This is a genomic window from Nostoc sp. DSM 114159 (assembly GCF_053470285.1).
The window spans coordinates 5,703,883-5,727,153 of record NZ_JBPFEH010000001.1 but is presented as its reverse complement, the minus strand read 5'-3'; the positions used below and the strand labels follow the sequence as shown (position 1 = coordinate 5,727,153).

Here is a 23,271-nt window from a genome sequence, read left to right as displayed (position 1 = left end):
TAATGTTTCCTTTGGTTGATGTGGATTATGTGGAAAATTTGGCAAGTTAATAAATAAGTTTGCTTAGGGATGGAAAATAATGCGTGCGATAAACATTGGTTTGACAGACGAACAGCGTCAAGGTGTAATTAATCTGTTGAATCAGGATTTAGCAGATGCCTATTTACTGCTGGTGAAAACCAAAAAGTATCACTGGGATGTCGTTGGCCCTCAGTTCCGCTCTTTGCACCAGCTTTGGGAAGAACACTACCAAACGCTGACTCTAAATATTGATGCTTTGGCAGAGCGGGTTCGCGCTTTGGGCGGTTATCCAGTTGGTACATTGGAAGGATTTCTCAAGCTTGCTACCCTTAAGGAACATGGTGGTAATGTGCCCACAGCAACAGGGATGGTATCTAATTTAGTGGACGATCACGAGCAGGTTATTCGTAATTTGAGAGACCATGTAGATCAGTCTGGTGAAAAATTCCACGATCAAGGAACTGCTGACTTTTTGACTGGACTACTCGAACAGCATGAAGAAATAGCTTGGATGCTGCGTTCATTTATTGAAGGCGAAGCACTAGATGCAGATGGCAAACAGCCAGCAGCAGGGGCTAAGACTCCCGTAGGTGTATAGCTCATAACATCTGAGTTAAGAAGGAAGGCTGTATGTGAAATCAATTGAGGGAGGATCGATTCCTCCCTCAATTGATGTGAAAGAATTAATCTGCCTGGATCTACTCATTCACCTTGCCAATTTGGGAATTGAAAATTGGTTCATGCGCCAATCCCACTTAACGCCAGTCCGCTCAAGTCGGAAATTCCGCCTACGCGGCTGGTTCATTTATGTATGCTGGGGAATCTGTCTAGTGCAGTGGTTCATCCCGATCGGTGCAATCAATCTAACAATATAAAAATTGATTGGTCATCTTCATTGCCAAAACAACATAATACAAGGAGTTTTTAAGTGTCAGAAGTATACAAAGCAGAACGTACTATTTCTGCTGTATTTAAAGAACAGAAGCAAATTGATGATGTGATTCGACGTTTACTAGACAGGGGTGTGCCTAGAGATCATATTTCGGTCATGGGCAGAAATTTCCAGTCGGAAACGAGAATTGCTGGCTTTATTAGTAAAAAAGATGTGATTCTAGGGGGTTTGAGAACAGGAGCAGTTTTTGGTTCTTTGTTTGGTTCCTTTCTCAGCTTGCTTACGGGTGTAGGCGTACTGTTTATTCCCTTTGTCGGCCCAATTGTGGCAGCAGGGCCTATTGGTGCAGTGCTATTGGGGGCTGCTAGTGGAGCGATCGCAGGTAGTGCAGGTGCTGGTCTAGTATCGGTTCTGACTACTTTGGGAATGCCAGAAGATAAAGCGGCTATCTACCAAACTCGCTTACAAGCTGGCGAATTTTTCGTGATGGCAGAAGTTCCGAGCGATCGCACTGGCGAATTTCAATTGCTGCTCGAAAGTGCAGGTGGCGAAGAAATTAACACGATTGAGAAAACTCTGGCTCGTCCTTGTTCTGGACAGTGTAACAGTCCAGCAGACTTGTCTCCTGAAGTTCGCGCTCATCTTTCTGATGAAGCTCAGAGTACATTCATTGAACGATATAATGCTGTACTCAATGAAAAAAGTGACGAGTTCACAGCCGAACAAGCTGCTTGGGAGACTATTCACCAACAATATGAAGAAGATGAAAATGGTGTCTGGTCTAAAGCTAAGGTCAAAGCCTGAAGAAGCCAGGAGGTAGGAGTCGAAACACTGACTCTTGCCTCTAGTGTGGAACTACTGTGCAAGACTAGATATCAGGGATTTATAACAAATAAATTATCCAATATTGTGGGGTGGGTTTTGTGGCTTACCCCACAAAAAGCAAGTATATTGGCAATAATCTGGGAATAATTGTAGATATTTATACGTATTATGGCAGGCGATCGCACTTAGATAGAAATTGCCTACTCTGGGTCTAGTTTGCATAATTTTGGGTACATTACCGCAAATGCGCTGATACTTTAATTTCTCCTCTTCATAAATTCCGCAAAAACACCGTTACGCTATTTGTGTTTGCGATCAAAACTTAGAGCATCCAGTTTATGAGGGCGGATTTATGACCAACCCTGTAAAGACGGTTATCCAAGTCAATCTGGAGATGGCTCTAGAAGTAGCTCAAGAATTAGAGCAAGCTCCATACACTCAACTCGGTGCTTATTGTTTGGAAATTTTACGGGAAATCGGATGTGCTGGTACTGAACTCCCAGTTAACTTACAAACTCGCGATCAGCAGCTAAATTTCATTACAGGCTTTGCATCTTATGCTTTTGGGGAGGTACAAAGTGTATAAAGCATTAATTGATGATATATTTTCTGATTCCGAAGATACAGAAGAAACTACCTTTCCTGCCACAAATGAAGATTTATTAATCTTAACAGAAAAATATTTAGGGTTTGAAATTCCCTCAAAGGTTTTCTTGCAAGCTATAGCCATTGCTGATTACGACGGTGCAGCTGCTTTTCGCTACGTTGATAATTATTTGATTACTCTCAAAAATAAGAAGAAGCGTAAGCAGAAGAAATTACTTGTGTTAGGTTGTTCGACTAGATTTGACAATAATTGACGTGTTTATTCACCAGTTAACTAAAAACCAATACGATTTAGATAAGATAATTTGCACGGCTGATGTAGAGGCGTTGTATTACAACGTCTCCGCACATTTGTTTCAAAAAGACAATAAACAACAATAACAATTTATCTAGAGTTAGTGGTAGGGCAAACGCATTTTATTTACTAATAAAAAATCAAAAGGATTCTCAAGTTATCTAATTGAAGAAGGCATGAGGCAGAGAGCAGAAGACAGTATTCATTCTGCCCTCTGCCTTTTTCGATAACTGTCATTGATGAGATTATAAACAAAACAAATCCGCTCTTCTCGGAAAATATCAATTAGCTTATTTTAAAATATATAACTCTTTAGTAAAAGTAAAAAACTCACGATTTGGGTAATGGATAGCTTTACCAAAAAGAGAGGTTGAGAGAGAGGTTCAGCCTCGCTAGATTAGGAAACGCTATATGAGATTTAAAACATTATTTTTAATCAACAAAGTAGTACATTAAACATATATCTAAAGAAATAGATTAATTAATAATTAACTAAACAAATACTGTCTAGAACATCACAAATTAATTTAATACCAGACCATACTTTAGGCAGAAGGTTAAGAAAATTAATTCAGTTAACTTAGTTAATTAAATAACAACTTATCGGCTCAATACTTTTGATTGAAATCCTTGCTTGGAGTTGAGAAATAGAAAAGCTTTTTCTATATTTCAACAAATTGCTTACTAGCATAAGAACCATTTAACTTTAAACTCAGCTTCAGGAGATACCAATGAACTTAAACCACAGTAAAAATTTGCTCAAAATGCTTGCTAGCCTCGTGGGAGTTGCTAGTACTGGTGCTTTAATAAGTCTTCCAGTATACGCTCTGCCCCAACCCATCTCTAGAAATTTGGAAACTAGTCAAGCCCCCATAGGTGATAGATTGTACTCTCAAGCAGGGCAATCTACAGGAGGTGATTCTACCACCGGAACGCAGCAGTATCCAAATAATGGCACTAGTGGTAGTGGAACTGGTACTAGTGGAACGCAGCAGTATCCAAATAATGGCACTAGTGGAATAAATAATGGTACTGGAACACAGCAGTACCCAAATAATGGCACTAGTGGAATAAATAATGGTACTGGAACACAGCAGTACCCAAATAATGGCACTACCGGAACACAGCAGTACCCAAATAATGGCACTACTGGAGCACAGCAGTACCCAAATAATGGCACTACCGGAACGCAGCAGTATCCAAATAATGGCACTACCGGAACGCAGGACAATACAGGAAGTAATAACACTACAGGTGGACAAAACACTGGTGGAGGTGTCAGAGCGCTCTGGTAATTTCTTAGCCCTATACGATATAGGCTAGAGAGCTTGTTAAGCTTGCTTCCTCTACTTAGATGATTTCAAATCATGACTGTTATCAACAGTAAATGCAGTAGAAAAGATGAGATGCCATGTCAATTGATTCGATTTCTACTGCAACTACTTTTGACAATTTTGTTTTACCTTCCTCACAAAATTACATATCTAATGCTAAACTCTTGTGTTCATCAGAATGATTCCTCAAATAACTACAGAGCATAATCAGCTCAAAAATTAAACAATTGATAATTAATTTGGTACTAAAATATTGATAGACAGAATTTAAAATTTAAAAATGTTCAAGCAATTAGATAAGTTAGTTATTTTTATTTGTGCATCTGGATTAAACTTTAATCCGGCTATGTCTTTAGCTTCTGAACTAAGAGTTCCTTCTCATACTTCAACCAACAATTTAGTCTCTCAAACGGCTTATATTAATAATAATTTAATTATTCAACCTCTTCACCTAGAGATCAGCCTTCGCAACCGTCGAGTAACCCTATATCGAGGAAAAAACCGAATTAAAAGTTATCCCATAGCAGTAGGCCGCCAAGACTGGGAAACCCCAATTGGTAATTTTCGAGTGCGTACAATGTTAGAAAACCCTACTTGGATAAACCCTTTTACAGGTAAAGCTATCCCAGGAGGAGACCCTGAAAACCCCCTTGGCAAATACTGGATTGGATTTTGGACAAACGGTAAAAATTGGGTTGGCTTTCACGGTACCCCTAATCCTGATTCAGTAGGTAAGGCTGCCTCACACGGTTGTATTCGGATGTACAACAACGATGTTAGAGAATTATTCTATCAGGTTAATATGGGAACACCAGTTACTGTGGTGCGATAGCTGATATAGGGTTATTACCGAGACAATTTTAGATTTTAGATTTTGGATTTTGGATTAAAGTCAAAATCCAAAATCTAAAAAAGGTTTCAAGCCTCTCCATTTATGGAGAATATTTAAAAAAATCATTATTGAAGCCTCTTCTTTAAAGGAGAGGTTAATCCTTGCATCGTAAATCCTTTCATCCAAAATCGACGTGACGAAAGTCTTAGTCGAGGGTAGCTAGTTATTAACCCGGCGTTGCGGCTTTTCATTTTAATCGAAAATCTAAAATCTAAAATTGTTCGGTCATTACAAATTACGGATTAGTATTACTTCTGGCAAGACAAACTTGTTCATAGCTTTTACCAGCAATATCCCAAGTGAATTCTGTTTCTACCAGTTGCCTGCCATTGTGAGACAATTCTGAACGCAGATGTGGACGATCGAATAGTTGACTAATAGCGGTGACGTACTCTGCTGGTTTATTGGCTCGTAATGCCCGTAATGGATGATTGGCAGCATCTACAGCTAATCCCTCTAAGCCGCGATCGCTGGCTACTACAGGTATACCAGCTGCCATTGCTTCTAAAGTTTTATTTTTAATACCAAACCCAGTCCGCATCGGTACAACGCAGATGGTGGCTTGATGTAAATATTCTGCCATCGAAGGTACACGCCCCAGCACATTAATTCCTGGTTTTTTATCAAGTGCCAAAACTTCTGCCACTGGGTGAGAACCGACAATATCGAAAGTAGTATCGGGATACAATTTTTGGATTTCTGGCAAAACTTCATTGCTGAAAAAGCAGACAGCATCAATATTTGCTAAATTATCCATTGCACCAATAAAAATTAGGCGATGTCCTCCGGGATCGGTGGTACGCTTGGGGAAAGAAACTAAATCTACGCCATTGGGAATAACTGTAATCTCACTATTGGGGTTAAATTCTTGTAGTTGAATTTTATCTTCTGCTGTTGTCGCCACAATTGCCGAAAATTTAGCGCAGTAGTTTTGCTCATAACGCCGCAAAAGTGGCAGATTAATTTTGTCTCTGAGTGAATTTTCGGAAATGCCTGTTGCTAATTGGTTCTGACAGGTAGCGTAAACAGAACTATGAACATTAACAATGGTTTTTAGCTGTTTCTGAAAATGTGGCTGCACATAAATCTCATTGACGCTATGTTCGCAAGTAATTACATCACATTTTCCCGCTTCCACCCAGTTATTAACCCATGTTTGCATCTCAACTGAGTAGCGGTTAAATACGCTTGGCGGTGTTCCCTGCTGCAAAAATCTGCCAAATCGTTGTATTTTTTGCAATATTCCCGTGGTTTGAGAATCTGGCGGGCGTTCAAAAATAGCTAGACGATCCACACAATCGCGTAATCCTGCTACTTCTGCGTCTGTAACATCACTTTCGCGTTGAGTCGCGAGGGTGACAGTATGACGTTGACTCAAGTACTTGAGTAAATTAAATGTCCTAACTTGGGTTCCTCCACGCGTTGCTGGGTAAGGAAAGGTGGAAGATAGCATTAAAATGTTCATATCAGCGTCTTCAAAAGTTTTTGGTTGAGCCAAAATAGGAAGGTGCAGCCAAAGTCAATTCTAAAGGGTGCGATCGCAGCGGAATTTTAATCATAAACTCTGTTCCCTGACCGGGTGCTGAAATACACGTTATTTGACCACCATGTTTAGAAACAACAATTTCCTGGCTAATCGACAAGCCTAAACCCGTACCTCTACCTACGGGTTTTGTTGTAAAGAAGGGGTCAAATAGGCGATCGCGTACTTCCTCTGTCATCCCGGGGCCAGTATCGCCAATCCTAATAGTCACAAACTCATTGTCAGTTACTTCGGTGCGAATCCGAATCGTGCTGCGGCAAAAGTAAATTTCTTGGGGCGATCGCTCTTTATCATACTCCTCCAAAGCATCAATTGCATTCGCCAGTAGATTCATAAACACTTGGTTGAGTTGTCCTGGATAACACTCCACAAGCGGTAGATCGCCATACTCTTTAACGAGTTGAATACCTAGTTGGTTAGAACTGGCTTTAAAGCGATTGTGCAAAATCAGCAGCGTGCTATCTAGTAGTCTGCCAAGCTAACTTTGCTAAGTAAAACCTTTAATTGGTAAACTAGCCAAAAACGGGGTATAACATGGCAAAAAAGTACATTGTAGACTTGAATGAGGATGAAGTTTCACAACTACAAGCAATAATTAAAAAAGGTAAGCACAAAGCAAGAACGATAATCCGTGCAAACATTCTTCTGATGGCTTCTGAAGGAGAAACTGATCAAGCGATCGCTGGCACAGTTAGAGCGCATGTTGCGACAGTACAGCGAATACGAGAAAAATTTGTCATTGGAGGGTTAGATTTTGCTTTAAAGGATGAAGTCCATCCACCAAAACCTAAAAAACTAAATGAAAAACAAGAAGCATTTTTAATTGCAACTGCTTGTTCTAATCCACCAGTTGGAAGAGTACGTTGGACAATGCAATTATTAGCAGATCATTTAGTGAACGTTGGGATCGTAGATTCAATTTCGGATGAAACAGTACGTCAAACTTTAAAAAAAATGAAATCAAACCGTGGTTAAAAGAACAGTGGTGCATTCCTGAAGTTAATGCAGAATATGTTTTCCGAATGGAAGATGTACTGGATTTATACAATGAGCCTTACGATCCTAAACGCCCCGTACTTTGCTTTGATGAGCGCCCATATCAATTAGTAGAAGAAGTAAGACTTCCTCTGCCACTAGAGCCGGAGCAACCTGAACGTTATGATTTTGAGTATAAACGGAACGGGACAGTAAATTTATTTGCGTGTTTTCAACCTTTGGCAGGCTGGCGGCATATTGAAGTTACACAGCGTCGAACTAAAGCCGATTTTGCTCTTCAGATGAAAAATTTAGTGGATGTTTGCTACCGAGATGCTGATGTGATTCGTTTAGTAGTTGATAACCTGAATATTCATACCCCCAGCGCATTATATGAAGTTTTTCAACCAGAAGAAGCGCGACGAATTGTTCAAAAATTAGAGTTTCACTATACTCCTAAACATGCCTCTTGGCTGAATCAAGTAGAAATTGAATTATCTGTTTTATCTCGCCAATGTTTAGAACGGCGTATTCCTAATGCAGAAATATTATCTTCTGAGATTGCCGCTTGGGAGAAACAACGTAATCAGCAAAAAGCCAGTGTCTATTGGGCTTTTCAAACCAAAGATGCTCGCCGAAAGATGCAGCGTTTATATCCAAGCTTAACCTAGCAAAATTGCCTTGGCAGACTACTAGTCCAGCGTGAATATCTACCAGCTTCATTTGGGCTTCATCGACGCGGGAAAAAATCCGTAACGACTGAATAATTTCGCGGATGCGGTCAGCCCCAACCTTCATCGAACTCAGCAATTTGGGCAGGTCTTCACTCAAAAATTCTAAATCTATCGCCTCAGTCAGCTTTTGAATTTCAGGTAGAGGTGAGGGAGTGTACTTGGCATAGAGGTTCAAGAGGTCGAGCAAGTCTTGGGTATATTGATAGGCGTGAGTCAGATTTCCATAGATAAAGTTGACAGGATTGTTAATTTCATGGGCGACACCTGCCACCAATTGTCCTAGACTGGACATTTTTTCACTATGAACCAGTTGGCTTTGAGTTTGTTGAAGTTGGCGAAAGGCGAGTTCTAGGCGATTGGCTTGTTCTCGATAGCGTGCTTCTGATTCTTGCAATGCTTGTTCTGTACAAATGCGCTCTTGAATTTCCTGTTGCAGCAGCTGATTAGATTGCTCAAGTGCAGATGTCCTTTCTTCCACGCGTTCTTCTAACTCAGATGTCAGTTTTAAGAGGGCGTTCTCTGCCTTAGTTCGCTCTTGAATCTCCTGCTCTAGATGCACATTTTGCTCTTGCAGTTTCTTCGTCAGATTTCGGATGCTTAAATGGATTTTGACACGGGCTAAAACCTCTTCATGCTGAAGCGGCTTAGTGATATAATCTACTGCCCCAAGATTCAACCCTCTGACCTTATCCACCGTTTCAGAAAGCGCCGTCATAAAGATTACGGGGATATCTTTCGTTGATTCTTGAGCTTTCAAATGCTGGCAAGTTTCAAACCCGTCCATACCAGGCATGAGTACATCTAATAAAATTAGATCGGGAAGAGCGTATTCGACCTGTTCAATTGCATCCTCGCCATCCTGCGCCACTAAAACTTGGAAGCCAGAATCAGCCAAGAAATCAAATAACACTCCTAAATTTGTTGGGTTATCATCAACGATTAAGATAATGCCATTTTCAATGTTGGAAAGACTCATTAATTTACTCCTATATTTTTTAAAATTTCACGGATTTTTTTAACTTGAAAACCTTTAGCTAATTGACGCAACTCTAAAGAAAAAGGCGCATATTTCACATCCATTTCTTCCAATTGATTAACTCGCTCCACAATACCTTTAAGATCGCCTTTCATTGCTAAATTCAATAGAGTAGCTATTTCCTCTGTCGAAGGAGTTACCAATGATTGCTGAGAATTTTCTGCTTGATTATCTTTAGATACTTGAGTTTCTCCATCATCATAAATCCATTCCAGTTTTAAGTGATACTGTAACTTTTCTAAAAGCTCTGTTATGCGAATAGGCTTAGGTAGAAAATCATTGCAACCCGCCTCTTTACTTTTGTTGAGATCGAAATCAAAAACACTGGCAGAAGTGCCAATGACGATCGCATTCTTTAGTTCAGGCGATCGCCGAATGCGACGGGTAGTTTCAAAGCCATTCATTTGAGGCATCAACAAGTCCATTAAAATACAATCTGGATTCGATTCAGATGCTTTATTGAGGCAATCTTGACCATCTATTGCTTCCATAATTTCAAATCCTAAAGGCGATAGCATCTTAACCAAGATTGCTCGATTTTCTGCTCTGTCATCTGCAACAATAACTTTCCGTTTATCGCCTTTAAAACTTTGGATATTTCGTTGCACTTTTTTGACAACATCAGCGTATTGAGAAACTTCAGGTAAATCTAAATCAAAGAAGAAAACGCTCCCTTTGCCTAAAGTACTCTTCACCTGGATTTCGCCACCCATCATCTGAACTAATTGGCGGGTAATTGCCAGTCCCAATCCTGTTCCTTCTGCTTTGCGATCGCGATCTCCTACCTGCTGGAATGGCAAAAATATCTCTTCTAATTGCTCTGGTGCCATACCAATTCCTGTATCTTCTACCTGAAACCGAATTTTACCTTCCTGATAGCCAACTTTGAAAGCCACGCCTCCAGTTTCAGTAAACTTAACGGCATTACCTAGTAAGTTAATCAAAGCTTGCCGTAACCGTTTTTCATCAGCCTTGACACCTGTAGGAAGTTGAGTAATCTGTTCAAAAATTAAGCAAATACCTTTTTGGTCGGCACGGATACGGCAGATTTCGGCAATGCCTTCGAGAAATTCTGGAAAATGAAAATCCGTTAGGTAGAGTTCCATTTTTCTCGCTTCAATTTTTGAGAGGTCTAAAATGTCATTGATCAGATTCAAGAGGTGGTCGCCACACTGATGAATAATATTCACACCATCTTTTTGTGAGTTAGTTAAACTTTTTTCACGCTTGAGGATTTGGGCATAACCCAAAATGCCATTAAGTGGTGTTCTCAGTTCATGGCTCATGTTGGCAAGAAAATCACTTTTAGCCCGGTTGGCTGATTGGGCGATTTCTTCTGCTTTTTGCAAATGCACATTTTTTTCCTGTAACTCTAAAGTTCGCTCTTGTACTTTAGCTTCTAAGTTAGTGTTGGCTAATTTTAAGTCTTTATAAAGACGAGCATTTTCAATGGAAATTGCTGCTTGCGAAGATAACAGTTGTAATACTTCTAAGCGATCTGATGTAAATGCACTAATGGTGAGATTATTTTCTAAATAAAGAATGCCACTAAGTTTTCCTTGATGAATGAGCGGTGTACACAAAACCGATTTAGGTTTATGGGTGGCGATGTATGTATCTGTGGTAAATGTTCCTTCACTAGTTGCATTGCTGAGGACAACATTTTCTTTAGTTCGGGCTACATAATTAATCAGTGAAATTGGTAACTGCTGACTAGTTGATACTGGGATTCCTTGTAGCACAGTTACATCAGTTTTGTCTACTGCTCCTGATGCTTCTATTAGCAAATCTCCTGATTTTTCTAAAATTAAGTAGCCTGTTTGAGCGCCAGCATTTTCTAGCACAATTGTCATTAACTTAGTTAGCAAATTGCTCAAAACTATTTCTCCAGAAAGAGCTTGAGATGCTTTCATAACTGTGGCTAAATCCAGCGAGTCTGAAGCATTTTCACTCGTAGAGCTAATTATCCGAGTCACGTTTGTACTGACGGTTTCTCGCTTTGATATCCGAAATAGTTGAGGATATCTTTTTTCCAAGTCTTTGACTTTTGCCTTCGCTCCCCAGCAACCATATCCATAGTAGGCATCGCTGAGATAGGTATTAGCAACTTTATCTCTCCCACAAGCAAAATAGAACTCTGCTGCTAGTTCCGAGGCTAGAGCTTCTTCTTGAATATATCCATGTTCTCTGGCTCCAGTTATGGCTCGATCGTAAAACGCGATCGCTTTGGCATCTTGTTGCAATACTCGCGCCTTTTCTGCTTCCACTAAATCGTACTTATGCTGATAGTTTGCATGAGAATGCAACGCCCATTGCTTCATTTTTTTCTGCTGCGCTACCACTTGGCTGAGATATTCTTGGCGCTCGCTTTTTGATGCACTGGGATACAAAGCTAGAAGAGTCAAAGAAGAGTATAACTTGTGTTCGGCTTTGTACATCAACCCTTGTCCACCTTGTTCGTATTTTTCTGCCGACAAGGCATTCTCAGCAGCGCGATCGTAATTTTTAAATAAATAACCCAGAATCAGTTTAGAAACATAGATAGGATAAATAGCCATATAATTATTGCTATCTATCAGAATTGGCAACATTTTATTTTCATCGAAACTTTCGCCAATTAATCTATATGGTTCAGCCGTTTTTTTAATTAAATTCAAACCTGTTTGTCGGACTATCTGAGCATAAATAATTTGAAACTCTTGTTTGGTTCTTTGCATCAAAGCAATATAATGCGCCTGTTTCTGGAGAGTTGTTTCTAGATTTTCACCGATAAAAAACAAATGCGTACAATAAAAACAAGCCGAATAAGAAGCATATTCTAAATCTCCTGTTTCCAGTCCTCTTTGGACACCCTCAATTAACGGTTCTATAGTATTAATAGCTGGCTCTTTCCAATGCCTGATAAAATAATTAAATGTTTCATAAATTTTCGCTGTCATCTCCTTGGCATTAAATTGATTTAATAGTTTTAAGCCTAGCTGACCAAATTGATAGCCAGAATCCATGTCTTCAAAAGCGCCACATAAGAACATTCCATAAAGTGCATACACATAAGCTGACAGAGGAGAGTTTCCATATTTGAGACAGAGATTGGTCATTTTAAAAACAACCTGGGGATAAAGTTCGGGAGCTGCAATATAAACCGGAGGAATCAAATTTATCAAAACTCGCAGTGCAGCTAATTTATAAACATCAGTCATTTCTGGCAATTCTATTAAATCCTCAATCCGTTTTCCTCCTAAATTCAATCTAGTCAATCTCGTCGGGGGTTTTTCTGATAAAGGCAACCCTAGCATTTTTAGCACTTGCATTCCAGTATTTAACGCAGCTTGCATTTGGTTTTTAGCAATATAAAACTGCATTTTTGTCTCATACACCTGGACTCGATCGAGCAGGGTTTTTGCCCGTGCCAAAACTACATCAGAAAGCATTTCTGCTCGCTCAAAATTAGTGTTGAGGAATTCTACTGCTGCTGTTTCTACATGGAGGTTGAGTGTCATGTCATACTGAGACTGCCAACTATCTGCTGCAAGTAGTTCCAAACCTAGATTTAAATATTTAACAGATGATTCATACGCTGTTGCTGCTTTTGCTTTCTGTCCAGCTATAAGATTGAGTTGAGCTAGTCTATCTTTTTGAGGCTGTTGGGTAATGAATTCAGCACCAACATTTAGTTGGTTGACAATTTCAAAAATGTTTTCTTCAATGTCCGTTTCCGAGGTATGTATTAGTAATAGTTCGCCGATTTTTAGGTGAGTCTGTTTTTTCCGATCGTCTGGAATGAGAGAATAAGACGCTTGCTGTACCCGGTCGTGTAAGAACTTATAGGTAATGGGTGATGGGCGATCGGTAATGGGCGATCGCCTATTCTCAGTTTCCATTTGTTCTGAGTCGAAAACGAGTGGTGTTTTGTAGGAGTTGTTAAGGGGTAGAACCAAACCTGATTGCAAAGCTTCCCACAAATCTGCGGCTGTTTCTGACTTAGATGTTTTATTAATAATTGCCAAGATATCTAAAGTAAACTTATCCCCAATGCAAGCGGCGAGTTTTAAGACATTCTGTGTTTTCTCAGATAGTTTTTGAATCTGATTTGCCATAAATTCAACGACATTATCAGTTATATTAACTCTTTGAATAAACTCAATATTCCATTGCCAAAAACCAATCTCAAAGTCAAAGAATAACAAGTTATCCTGATAAAGAGATTTGAGTAACTGAGTTAAGAAAAAGGGGTTGCCTTGGGTTTTTGTAAAAACTAACTCAGCTAACAGCTTTACTTTTAAAAGTTCGCTACGAAGAGTATCGGCTACTAACTGATTGACGTGAGCGATATCCAAAAGCTGGAGGATAATGTTATTTACGATCGCACCAGTCTGTTGAATCTCCTCTAAGGTCTGAATAAAAGGATGAGTGGCATTTACTTCGTTATCTCGATATGCACCAATTAGCAATAGATATTGGCTATCTGGGTCGGTCATAATTAACTGGATCAGCTTGAGGGAAGCTGAATCCGCCCACTGCAAGTCATCCAGAAACAAAACTAGCGGGTGTTCGGGTTGACTAAATACATGAATGAATTGTTGAAACACCCGATTAAATCGATTTTGTGATTCTGACGATCCTAATTGAGGAACTGCTAGCTGCGGGCCAATAATCCGTTCTAATTCGGGAATAACGTCTATAATCACTTGAGCGTTGGAGCCAAGGGCATCTATTAGTTTTGATTTCCAAACGGCTATTTGCTCATCGGTTTCTGTTAGCAATTGCCGCATCAAATCTTTGAATGCTTGAATTAAGGAAGCAAAAGGAATATTCCGCTTGAATTGGTCAAATTTACCGGAGATAAAATAACCCCGCTGGCGCACAATCGGTTTGTGAACTTCGTAAACTAAGCAAGATTTACCGATGCCTGAGTAACCAGAAACTAGCATCATTTCTGTACTACCAGAACTGACGCGATCGAATGCTTCTAACAAAGTAGCAACTTCTATTTCCCGTCCGTAGAGTTTTTGCGGGATCGAAAATTGACTGTATGAATCTAATTGACCGACAATAAAGTGGGAAATCTCGCCATCCGTCTGCAACTGAGTCAGACAGGTTTCTAAATCGGCTTTTAGTCCGAGAGAACTTTGATATCTATCTTCAGCGGTTTTAGCTAACAATTTCATTACAATGTCAGAAACCGCTGAAGGAATTTTGGGATTGAACTCTTGAGGGGTTATTGGTGTTTTGGCAATATGGCAATGAACAAATTCTAGAGGGTCAGCGGCATTAAAAGGCAGCGAACCTGTCAGCATTTCATAAAAAGTAACGCCTAAAGAATAGAAGTCGGTACGGTAATCAATTGACCGATTCATTCTTCCGGTTTGCTCCGGTGACATATAGGCGAGAGTGCCTTCTAATAAATTGGGATTGCTGATGCTTTGATTTTCTTTTTCTAACCGCGATGCAATACTGAAGTCAATAATTTTAACTTGCCCGGTTTTTGGGTTAATAACGATATTGTCAGGTTTAATATCTTTATGAATAATTTTGGCTTGATGCAGTTGAGTGAGAGTAGATGCTAGCTGAATGGCTATTGTGAGAAATTCGGTTAATGATAATTGGCGATCGCTAATATACTTTTTCAGAGATTCTGCACCAAAGTCTGCCAAAATTAGGGCTAGACCGTTATGATGATTTTCTAACGCTAGAGACTTGACAATTCCTTCTATATCTACTAATGTCTGCGATATTTTATATTCATGTCTGAGTCGGGTTAGTTCTTCGAGGCTGGGATACTCGGCTTTCAGGGCTTTAACGATCGCAAGGCTTTGATCTAACTGCTTGGAAGCGCGATAAATAACGGTATTCACACCTTCATGCAGAGCTTCAATAAGATTGTAACCGGGAAGGACAGGTATCATTTTTCTAAGCCTAAGTAATACGATGAACTGGGCATGACGCTAATAAACGTTATCTACAACTGTCAAATAAAAAGACAATCAGGTGCTTTCTTTAGCATTCCCAGCCAGCCCAAAATTTCTCTAAGGCTAAATAAAGCTCAACATTTGGAAATATATGCTTGGGTTAAGGATAATTGGTCTTTCAAGACGCGATAAATCGCGGGTCTTTCAAGACGCGATAAATCGCGTCTCTACGTCTGGGTTTTGTTGCTCATTCTGAACTGTATAGACGCTGCGTTATCCAATACGGTTCGGATAAGCATTTTTCACTTTCCTTGTGGTCTGGGGAAAGGATAAGGGGAAAGGATGTATTCAAAACCTTTCCCCTTTCCCCTTTCACCTTTAACCGAACTGTATTGCTGCACTATCTGCTTTTTCGGTCAGAATACCCAACTGAATTCTGTATTGATAACGTCTCATATTTTTAATAGACATCTTGCAAAAGTTATACCAAGCGTGAAAAATGATTGCGACAGATGGAAAACTGAAACACTTATCCAATGGATGTTTCACAATCCAAAATCGTTCGACTGAGCGACTTGCCTTGAGTTTCGACTGCGCGGTAATCGAGCGACTTGTACTGAGCGTAGTCGAAGTAAGTCGAGATTCAACTACCGCGAAGTCGAAAGGAGCCGAAGTCTAAAATCTAAAATCCAAAATGGTATTACTTTTACCAGATGTTGGGGTGCATATTAAAGGGTAAAGGAAATTCCATACCTTTACCCCTTACCCCTTACCCTTTTCCCCACAATACAATGCCAAGAAGTCTAATAACTAAAGATCAAAGCATAATCAAACCCAGTCGCACACCCACAGCAACAGCCTCAGTGCGGCTAGAGACAGTGAGCTTTTGAAAAATAGACGAGAGATGAAATTTGACGGTATGCTCAGAAATATGCAAACGTTTTGCGATCGCTTTATTTCCCAACCCCGATCCCAGCATTCCTAAAACCTCTATCTCCCGTGGTGTCAAGGTTTGTACGGGATTTGTTTCGATTTTTTCGCGGATAGACAGTAATTCTACAGCATTTGGGTGCAGCACCAGTAAACCAAAAGCGATCGCTTCCACAGCCGCAACAATTTCTGACTCTGTACTAGTATTAGGCAATATCCCGCGGATACCAGAACGTAACGCCGTCTCTAAGTCGATGCTGTCGAGTTCTTCAACAATGACGATTATTCCTAATGGGTATTGCTGTTCTTGAATAACTAGCAATTTTTCCCACACCGCTTGTTGAAAATTCCCGCTCAAATCGACCAGCACCACATCCGGCTGTAATTGCCCAACTTCACTCGCCAATACATCCAAATCGGATGCACTCCCCACAACCGTTAACCGAGGATTGGTAGTCACCACAGCTGATAACCCTGCCCGCACCACAGGGGAAGTAGCAACTACCATCACTCGGATCATGTCGCCTCCACAGCAGTTTTATCGGACTGCACTTCAACATAAATCACGAATTGCTGTCTACCCCGTAGGAGTTGTAGCGGCACAGATCCTTTACTTTCATGGAGATATTTGCTTAAGTCATTCATGCTAGTAAATAATCGCCCCGAAACTCCAATTAAAACATCGCCGATTTGTATACCAGCATTTTCTGCCGCACTGTTAGGTAAAATTGACAGCACCAATAAACCCAAGCTACGCCTACTTAAAAGCACAGGTTGCAGTGTCACTCCCAACTGCGGACGACTATTTCCCTGTAAAAAACGCTCAACGGTGTTGCTGGGAACTGCCACAGCCAAACCATTAACAATCATCGTATTAATTCCCACGACAAGGCCTTGACAATCGGCAAGTGGCCCCCCAGAATTACCAGGATACAGCTGCAAATCGGCCATAACTGCTCGTGGATTTTTTGCATGGATAATTCCAGTTGTCACAGCGCCACTGTCAGCAAAGGGATTACCCACCGCCAAGACTAATTCACCCACTCGTAGCGCTTCAGAATTGCCGATAGTTGCAGCAGTTAAATCAGTGGCGACAATTTTCAGAGCTGCTAAATCCTGCTGTGGATCGAATTGTGTACGCACCGCATCAAATACTCTTCCATCTGCCAATTCTACAGTTGCGCGATTGCTGGTTGCCACATGGGCATTAGTGATAATTAATCCGTCAGATTGCCAAATGACACCAGAACCGACTCCCTGAGAGCCGCTTTTTACTTTGACAGTGCGTAGGCGTAGTTTAGCAGCTACCTCTGTCAATTCAGCAGCGATGTTAGTTAATGTTGTGTTTGCCATGTTATACAATTTTTGAGCGTGTGAAAGTAGAATCTAGTGATGTCCTTTGTGATTTGTCCTTCGTCCTTTGTCTTTTGTCCTGAGAAATACAAATGACTAATGACGATTCGAGCAAAAAGGTGCAACTTCCGAGTTCAGAGGCTCAACGTTCCAGCAAAAAGGTGCAACGTTCGAGCAAAAAGGTGCAACGTTCGAGTAAAAAGGTGCAACGTTCGAGCAAAAAGGTGCAACTTCCGAGTTCAGAGGCTCAACGTTCGAGCAAAAAGGTGCAACGTTCGAGTAAAAAGGTGCAACGTCCGAGCAAAAAGGTGCAACTTCCGAGTTCAGAGGCTCAACGTTCGAGCAAAAAGGTGCAACTTTCGAGTTCAAAGGCTCAACGTTCGAGTAAAAAGGTGCAACTTCCGAGTTCAGAGGCTCAACGTCCGAGCAAAAAGGTCGAATGAATCAAAACATTTAGATAAATCTTGACAAAGCTAGTAGTCTGTCAATAAATAATTGATGGATCAATTACCTGTAGAGACGGCGATTTATCGCGTCTCTCTAACCCATCCCAAATTGGTATTATTCTTCCTTAGTAGGTCGTTCGCCAAGTGCGATCGCTAACTCAATTAACACTCCACCCCGGACAACTTGCACGTTGACAGTTTTACCAATGCGATCGCTACTATTGAGCAGCGCCAACACATCACCTGTATCGCTCACAGTTACGCCATCGAATGTTACCAAAACATCGCCAAGCAGTATACCTGCATTGTCAGCAGGCCCCGCAGCCTCAACGTTGACAACAATTACCCCAGTTGCCGAACTTAAATTGAGAGCAGTTTTTAGATTCTTTGGTAAACGTACAGGTTGCATTCCCACACCCAAGTAGCCCTTAGAAATGCGTCCTTTTGCTACTAATTGGTCAACCACGCGATCGACTGTAGCAGTGGGAATTGTCAGAGCAGTACCACGCCGCCCCGATGTATTCATGCCTACCACAAAACCAGCCGCATCTACGAGCGGGCCGCCCGCAAACCCAGAGTAAAGGGTGATATCTGGGCGGATAAATTGGTCAATATTCCCGCCACTCATACTCCGCCAAGTACCGCTAACCACACTTACTGCACCCATCGCCGCCCTTAAATCACCTTCGCTACCTCTTGCCAGTCCTAACACGAGATGACCAACTTTGAGCGTTTTAGCATCGCCAACTTTGGCCACAGGTATTTCTGCATTTTCTAGTTTAAAAACAGCTATATCGGTGCTAGAGTCATGACCGATGAGTGTTACTGGTGCAGTGCTACCATTTGATAAGGTAATCGTGATATCGTCATAGCGCTGGAGGCACTCATCAGAGGTAACAATGATGCCATTACGCCAATGAATGCCGCTTGGGGAAACACGTGTACCCCCATTCACCGCAACCACAGCACTCCCAGCTTGTTCTACGGTGTCAGCTAAACTGTTGGACAAAGCCAGTAATGAAGACATAAGATTTCCCGCAAACGTTTTTAGATGTTTATATCGTGCCGTTTTCTCAACACAGATGACATCGGAAAAATGGAGAGTAATTCATCCTAGAAAAATGGCTAGGATTTATATCAGCTTTTTGGCGTTGCTGAATTTTTATACTTCACTCAAGCAAGAACCGCTATATTTCAATATGCGTATTGCTCTCTACATCTTGTATTGCGCTATATTATTCAGCTTACGACAGCGAGGTGAGCGCTCACTCTAGCCGTCATCCAGAATTCATGCTGAATTCTGACTCCTGACTCCTGAATTCTGTTTCAAGAAACAAATGCACACCCAATCAAAACAAATCAACCTGCTGACTCCATCGAGAAACTTACCTCTCTATGGCAAGAGAATTTTAGTAACAGCACCGAGAAATTATGCTTATAGGTTATCCGAACAAATCATCAAAAAAGGTGGTTTACCTGTTTTCATGCCTACCATCGAAACCTGCTATTTATCAAACTACACTCAGTTAGATGCCGCTTTAGCCGATATAAATGAATTTGATTGGATTGTCTTTACAAGTAGAAATGGCATCACTGCATTTTTTCACCGCATAAATGATTTACATATTCCCATCTCTGCGGTGGAAAAATGTCACTTATGTGCATTAGGAAAAGATGCAGAAAGCTTATTGTCTTTTTGTGACAAGGTGGATTTGATCCCAGCAGAATCTAGCCCAGCCGGAATTGTGGCTGAATTAGCGAAACTCCCGCAAATTCACGAGAAAAAAGTGCTGATCCCGGCTCCAGAAGTTGTGGGTTTGCCTGAACCTGATGTTGTACCCAATTTAATTAGGGATTTGCAGCAATTGGGCACAGAAGTAACTCGCGTACCCACATATATTACGCAGGGTTTAGATAAAACTATCTATGGTATGGAATTAAACCTGATGCGCGAAGGAATTATTGATGTAATTGCCTTTAGTAGCACGGCGGAAGTAGAAAGCTTTTTGACAATGGTCAACTCGCAAAGCGATTACGAACATTGTGTTATTGCATGTTTTGGCCCTTACACCAGTGCTAATGCACAAAAGTTGGGTATGAATGTCTCTATCGTGGCTAGAGATTATAATTCATTCGAGGGATTTGCTGAAGCGATCGCAGCATTTTTTACTCTTACTTGCGATAAAAATTAAGCATCTTCAGATGCAAAATAATCAACCAAATTTCACTCTAGACTAGCTGCACATAAACCCGTAGTATCGAAAATGGAGTTTATATTGAGTTAGGAAGTTTTACATGGCAACTTACAAAGTTACATTACGTATCCCAGAAGGTGAAGAAAACGCAGGCGAACACGTAATTGAAGTCCCTGATAGTGAGTACATCCTAGAGATCGCTAACGAGGAAAATGGGCTTGACTTGCCCTATTCCTGTAACGCTGGTTCTTGCTCTACCTGTACCGGGAAGCTAATTTCAGGTACAGTTGACCAATCAGATCAGAACTTCTTAGACAACGATCAAATTGACGAAGGATGGGTTCTTACCTGCGTTGCCCGCCCCACTTCTGATTGCGTTATCGAAACCCATCAAGAAGAAGCGCTTAACGGTTAAGAATGGGTAAGGGTTAAGGGGATTAGTGTCATACTTAAACCCCAACCCTTTTCAAATCTTTTTTCTCCTGCTGAAAATGCTGCTCATAGGGTTACTGCCTCCGTTGCTGGCGATAGAAGCCGTCCATTGTATACATTACCCTAAAAAAGTGTGGAAATTAAGCTGCGATCGCAAGTAGTTATAAAATGTGCAGCAACATTTTGATAATTTGCATTCTCTGAAAGATTAGCTAAAACTTACAACCGCTTCCACAATTCCACCGCCGACATTAGACTTCTTGGCATTTGTAGGGAATTGGGTTTGGGGGAAAGGGAAAAGGAATAAAAAAACCTTTCCCCTTTGACCTTTCCCCTTTGACCGCAAGAGTGCAAAAGTTACTTTTGCAAGAGGTCTATTCAACAACTACGCGCGCAATAGGCAAAGAGTACTAAGCCTGGAGTAAAAAAGGGGAAAAAGAAGGGGACAGATGAGTTTGTCTGAGGTGCAGAATTATGGAATATCAGCCCTCACGCCAACCCCGCAGTGCTTGGACATGGGAAATAGAACTACGTCCGTGGGTAGAGAACTTCTAGCCTAGACAATTGTTACAAGAATAGTTTTGTAGGTATGAAAATTGATTTTGGTGCAACTGCTACTGATTATGCAAAACACCGCGCTGGGTTTCCTAGTTCATTATTTAATAAATTGTCTGAATATGGTATAGGTTTACCAGGGCAGAATATTGTTGACCTCGGTACAGGAACAGGGACACTAGCGCGGGGGTTTGCCGATAGAGGTGCTTATGTAATTGGCCTAGATCCATCAGCCTCACTTTTAGAACAAGCCAGACTGTTAAGCGAATCTGTGCAACTTAAAGTAGATTATCGAGTTGCAAGTGCCGAGAATACCGAGTTACCAAACGCCAGTGCGGATGTGGTGACAGCTGGACAGTGTTGGCATTGGTTTGACCGTCCGCGTGCTGTCAAGGAAATTACTCGCATATTGAAAGTAAATGGCTTGCTTGCGATCGCACATTTTGATTGGATACCCTTAAAAGGTAATGTAGTTCACGCAACGGAACAACTAATCAAAGCTCATAATCCCGCGTGGAATTTGGGCGGTGGTAATGGTTTGTATCCCCTGTGGTTACAAGATATTGGCGAAGGAGGATTCCGAGAAATCCGCACATTTTCTTACGATATGTTTGTGTCTTATACACACGAAGCTTGGCGGGGACGAATTCGTGCTAGTGCTGGTGTAGGAGCCAGTTTGACACCAGAAAAGGTAGAAGTATTTGACCAGGAATTGGCAACATTGCTTGAAACACAATATTCTACACCAATTCTTCAGGTTCACCATAGAGTTTGGGCAGCGATCGCAAAAGCACCACAATCTAATTCGTAATACTTCTCTACGAGAGGCTGCGCCAACGGCTACGCTCAGTACAAGTTCGTAATTAAGAGATGTCTGTAACACACTATTAACCTACAAAACAATCGCACAATTTTAGGAAAAATAACCATGATCGATCTTTATTATTGGACAACCCCAAACGGTCATAAAATCACCATTTTCTTAGAAGAAGTCGGCTTACCATACACCATAATTCCTGTAAATATTGGGGCTGGGGATCAATTTAAGCCGGAATTTCTGAAGATTTCTCCTAATAATCGGATACCTGCGATCGTTGACCGCGAACCAGCAGATGGAGGTGCGCCAATTTCGGTATTTGAGTCTGGGGCAATCTTGCTATATTTGGCAGAAAAAACCGGGAAATTAATCCCTCAAGATTTACGCGATCGCACTCAAGTTTTAGAATGGTTGTTCTGGCAAATGGCAGGATTAGGGCCAATGGCGGGACAAAATCATCACTTTAGTACTTATGCTCCCGAAAAGATTGAATATGCGATTAACCGCTATGTGAATGAGACGGGACGCTTATATGCAGTGCTGAATAAGCAACTAGCAGATAAAGAATTTGTGGCTGGCGATTATTCCATCGCCGATATTGCTGCTTATCCCTGGATTGTGCCGCATGAACTCCAAAGTCAAAACCTAGAAGATTTTCCTCACCTTAAGCGCTGGTTTGAGACAATTAAAGCGCGTCCGGCAACCATTCGCGCTTACGAGAAAGCCGAAGCATTGAAAACTCAAGCGCTCGATCCAGATAAGTCACGAAATTTGTTATTTAACCAGTCGGCGAAGACTATTCAGCCTTAAGCTTTTTGAATAGTTTTGTCACGGTGGCGATCGCTCATTTAGCTCTAACCCCAGATCATCGCAACTATGAGCAACGGCTTTTTACCATCTTCCTTTCCTCAATTAGAAACAGCAAGGCTGCTTCTTCGTGAGACAACGTTACAGGATGCTGAAGCTACCTTTGCTGTATTCTCCGATCCGAGCGTGACACAGTTTCACGATCTTGATACCTTCACTTCTATTAAAGAAGCGATGTCTACGACGGGCTACGCCTACGCTCTCATTGGACGTAGAGCCAAGCGGTTTGAGCGAGGAGATGGAATTCGCTGGGGGATTATTCATAAGCAAGACAACGTTTTGATTGGTTCTTGTGGGTTTACCTGGAACCCACAAGAACACTCAGCCGAAGTCGGTTATGAGCTTGCCAGTATTTTTTGGAGACAAGGTATTATGACTGAGGCAGTAAGTACTATCTTGCAATTTGGGTTTGAAAAAATGGATTTGCGTTTCGTTATTGCCCAAGTCATGCTGGAAAATATCGCTTCTAAAAATTTGCTAGAAAAGTTAGGTTTTCACAGTCAGGGTATACAGAAACAGTATGCCTTCTTCAAAGGACAGTATCACGATCTGGAGCAATTTGTGCTTAAAAAAACTGAGTGAATAATTTATACAAATTTTAAAAAAGAATGCGA

Annotated in this window: 20 protein-coding genes and 2 pseudogenes; 15 read left to right on the top strand and 7 right to left on the bottom strand. The window is 41.1% G+C overall.

Going from position 1 to position 23,271, the window contains the following annotated elements; translation table 11 throughout:
• The first annotated feature begins 79 nt into the window (after window positions 1-79).
• From ACR5KR_RS23965 to ACR5KR_RS23935, 7 genes are all read left to right on the top strand, one after another.
• Entirely contained in the window at window positions 80-619 is a 540-nt protein-coding gene (locus ACR5KR_RS23965; RefSeq protein WP_448268246.1) for a Dps family protein, read from the top strand.
• A 34-nt stretch (window positions 620-653) separates the two neighbouring features.
• The gene (locus tag ACR5KR_RS23960) at window positions 654-896 is read left to right on the top strand and encodes a hypothetical protein (protein ID WP_448268245.1); all 243 of its coding nucleotides are present in this window, start codon (window positions 654-656) and stop codon (window positions 894-896) included.
• A gap of 53 nt (window positions 897-949) precedes the next feature.
• Complete coding sequence (locus tag ACR5KR_RS23955; protein ID WP_448268244.1) at window positions 950-1,717, top strand: ChaB family protein; 768 nt, start codon at window positions 950-952, stop codon at window positions 1,715-1,717.
• 373 nt (window positions 1,718-2,090) lie between these two features.
• Window positions 2,091-2,324 carry a hypothetical protein gene (locus ACR5KR_RS23950; RefSeq protein WP_094352841.1) on the top strand — a complete coding sequence of 78 codons (234 nt, stop codon included), beginning with the start codon at window positions 2,091-2,093 and terminating at the stop codon, window positions 2,322-2,324.
• Window positions 2,317-2,598: a hypothetical protein gene (locus tag ACR5KR_RS23945; RefSeq protein ID WP_445630171.1), complete on the top strand. Its 282-nt coding sequence runs from the start codon at window positions 2,317-2,319 to the stop codon at window positions 2,596-2,598. The genes ACR5KR_RS23950 and ACR5KR_RS23945 overlap by 8 nt, the downstream gene beginning before the upstream one ends.
• A gap of 772 nt (window positions 2,599-3,370) precedes the next feature.
• On the top strand, window positions 3,371-3,934 hold the full coding sequence (locus tag ACR5KR_RS23940; RefSeq protein WP_448268243.1) for a hypothetical protein: 564 nt from the start codon (window positions 3,371-3,373) through the stop codon (window positions 3,932-3,934).
• Window positions 3,935-4,253: 319 nt separating this feature from the next.
• On the top strand, window positions 4,254-4,805 hold the full coding sequence (locus ACR5KR_RS23935; RefSeq protein ID WP_448268242.1) for a L,D-transpeptidase: 552 nt from the start codon (window positions 4,254-4,256) through the stop codon (window positions 4,803-4,805).
• 295 nt (window positions 4,806-5,100) lie between these two features.
• Here ACR5KR_RS23935 and ACR5KR_RS23930 read toward each other — a convergent pair whose 3' ends face one another.
• The gene (locus tag ACR5KR_RS23930; RefSeq protein ID WP_448268241.1) at window positions 5,101-6,330 is read right to left on the bottom strand and encodes a glycosyltransferase family 4 protein; all 1,230 of its coding nucleotides are present in this window, start codon (window positions 6,328-6,330) and stop codon (window positions 5,101-5,103) included.
• Window positions 6,331-6,340: 10 nt separating this feature from the next.
• Window positions 6,341-6,874 (bottom strand): annotated as a pseudogene (locus ACR5KR_RS23925) (sensor histidine kinase); the annotation flags it as partial.
• A gap of 68 nt (window positions 6,875-6,942) precedes the next feature.
• Between ACR5KR_RS23925 and ACR5KR_RS23920 the strand changes: the two are divergent.
• Window positions 6,943-8,054, top strand: a protein-coding gene (locus tag ACR5KR_RS23920; protein WP_445631798.1) for an IS630 family transposase whose coding sequence is annotated in 2 segments (ribosomal slippage) — window positions 6,943-7,363 and window positions 7,363-8,054 — 1,113 coding nt in all. Because the reading frame shifts where the segments join, the coding sequence is not laid out codon by codon here.
• Between the two features lie 733 nt (window positions 8,055-8,787).
• Here ACR5KR_RS23920 and ACR5KR_RS23915 read toward each other — a convergent pair.
• Together ACR5KR_RS23915 and ACR5KR_RS23910 are read right to left on the bottom strand one after the other, a co-directional pair.
• Window positions 8,788-9,093: pseudogene (locus tag ACR5KR_RS23915) on the bottom strand (response regulator); the annotation flags it as partial.
• Entirely contained in the window at window positions 9,093-15,059 is a 5,967-nt protein-coding gene (locus ACR5KR_RS23910) for an AAA family ATPase (protein ID WP_448268240.1), read from the bottom strand. The pseudogene ACR5KR_RS23915 and the gene ACR5KR_RS23910, both read right to left, overlap by 1 nt.
• 502 nt (window positions 15,060-15,561) lie before the next feature.
• On the opposite strand from ACR5KR_RS23910, the gene ACR5KR_RS23905 reads away from it, so the two are divergent.
• Window positions 15,562-15,741, top strand: coding sequence for a hypothetical protein (locus ACR5KR_RS23905; protein ID WP_448268239.1), 180 nt, complete (start codon window positions 15,562-15,564; stop codon window positions 15,739-15,741).
• 138 nt (window positions 15,742-15,879) lie between these two features.
• On the opposite strand, the gene ACR5KR_RS23900 is transcribed toward ACR5KR_RS23905, so the two are convergent.
• Together ACR5KR_RS23900 and ACR5KR_RS23895 are read right to left on the bottom strand one after the other, a co-directional pair.
• The gene (locus ACR5KR_RS23900) at window positions 15,880-16,512 is read right to left on the bottom strand and encodes a response regulator transcription factor (RefSeq protein ID WP_445630179.1); all 633 of its coding nucleotides are present in this window, start codon (window positions 16,510-16,512) and stop codon (window positions 15,880-15,882) included.
• On the bottom strand, window positions 16,509-17,345 hold the full coding sequence (locus tag ACR5KR_RS23895) for a S1C family serine protease (RefSeq protein WP_448268238.1): 837 nt from the start codon (window positions 17,343-17,345) through the stop codon (window positions 16,509-16,511). The genes ACR5KR_RS23900 and ACR5KR_RS23895 overlap by 4 nt, the downstream gene beginning before the upstream one ends.
• Before the next feature lie 92 nt (window positions 17,346-17,437).
• Between ACR5KR_RS23895 and ACR5KR_RS23890 the strand changes: the two genes are divergently transcribed.
• Window positions 17,438-17,788, top strand: coding sequence for a hypothetical protein (locus ACR5KR_RS23890; RefSeq protein ID WP_448268237.1), 351 nt, complete (start codon window positions 17,438-17,440; stop codon window positions 17,786-17,788).
• Between the two features lie 118 nt (window positions 17,789-17,906).
• Here ACR5KR_RS23890 and ACR5KR_RS23885 read toward each other — a convergent pair whose 3' ends face one another.
• Window positions 17,907-18,818 carry a S1C family serine protease gene (locus tag ACR5KR_RS23885; protein ID WP_448268236.1) on the bottom strand — a complete coding sequence of 304 codons (912 nt, stop codon included), beginning with the start codon at window positions 18,816-18,818 and terminating at the stop codon, window positions 17,907-17,909.
• A 310-nt stretch (window positions 18,819-19,128) separates the two neighbouring features.
• Between ACR5KR_RS23885 and ACR5KR_RS23880 the strand changes: the two genes are divergently transcribed.
• The 5 genes from ACR5KR_RS23880 (at window position 19,129) to ACR5KR_RS23860 (ending at window position 23,239) form a co-directional block, all read left to right on the top strand.
• Window positions 19,129-19,983 (top strand): uroporphyrinogen-III synthase, encoded by an 855-nt coding sequence (locus ACR5KR_RS23880; protein ID WP_448268235.1) that lies wholly within the window; start codon window positions 19,129-19,131, stop codon window positions 19,981-19,983.
• A gap of 103 nt (window positions 19,984-20,086) precedes the next feature.
• Window positions 20,087-20,401 (top strand): ferredoxin, encoded by a 315-nt coding sequence (locus ACR5KR_RS23875; protein ID WP_445630185.1) that lies wholly within the window; start codon window positions 20,087-20,089, stop codon window positions 20,399-20,401.
• Between the two features lie 606 nt (window positions 20,402-21,007).
• Window positions 21,008-21,784 (top strand): class I SAM-dependent methyltransferase, encoded by a 777-nt coding sequence (locus ACR5KR_RS23870; protein ID WP_448268234.1) that lies wholly within the window; start codon window positions 21,008-21,010, stop codon window positions 21,782-21,784.
• 117 nt (window positions 21,785-21,901) lie between these two features.
• Window positions 21,902-22,600, top strand: a complete 699-nt coding sequence (locus ACR5KR_RS23865; RefSeq protein WP_448268233.1) for a glutathione binding-like protein — start codon at window positions 21,902-21,904, stop codon at window positions 22,598-22,600.
• Window positions 22,601-22,666: 66 nt separating this feature from the next.
• Entirely contained in the window at window positions 22,667-23,239 is a 573-nt protein-coding gene (locus tag ACR5KR_RS23860) for a GNAT family N-acetyltransferase (protein WP_448268232.1), read from the top strand.
• Window positions 23,240-23,271: the final 32 nt, after the last annotated feature.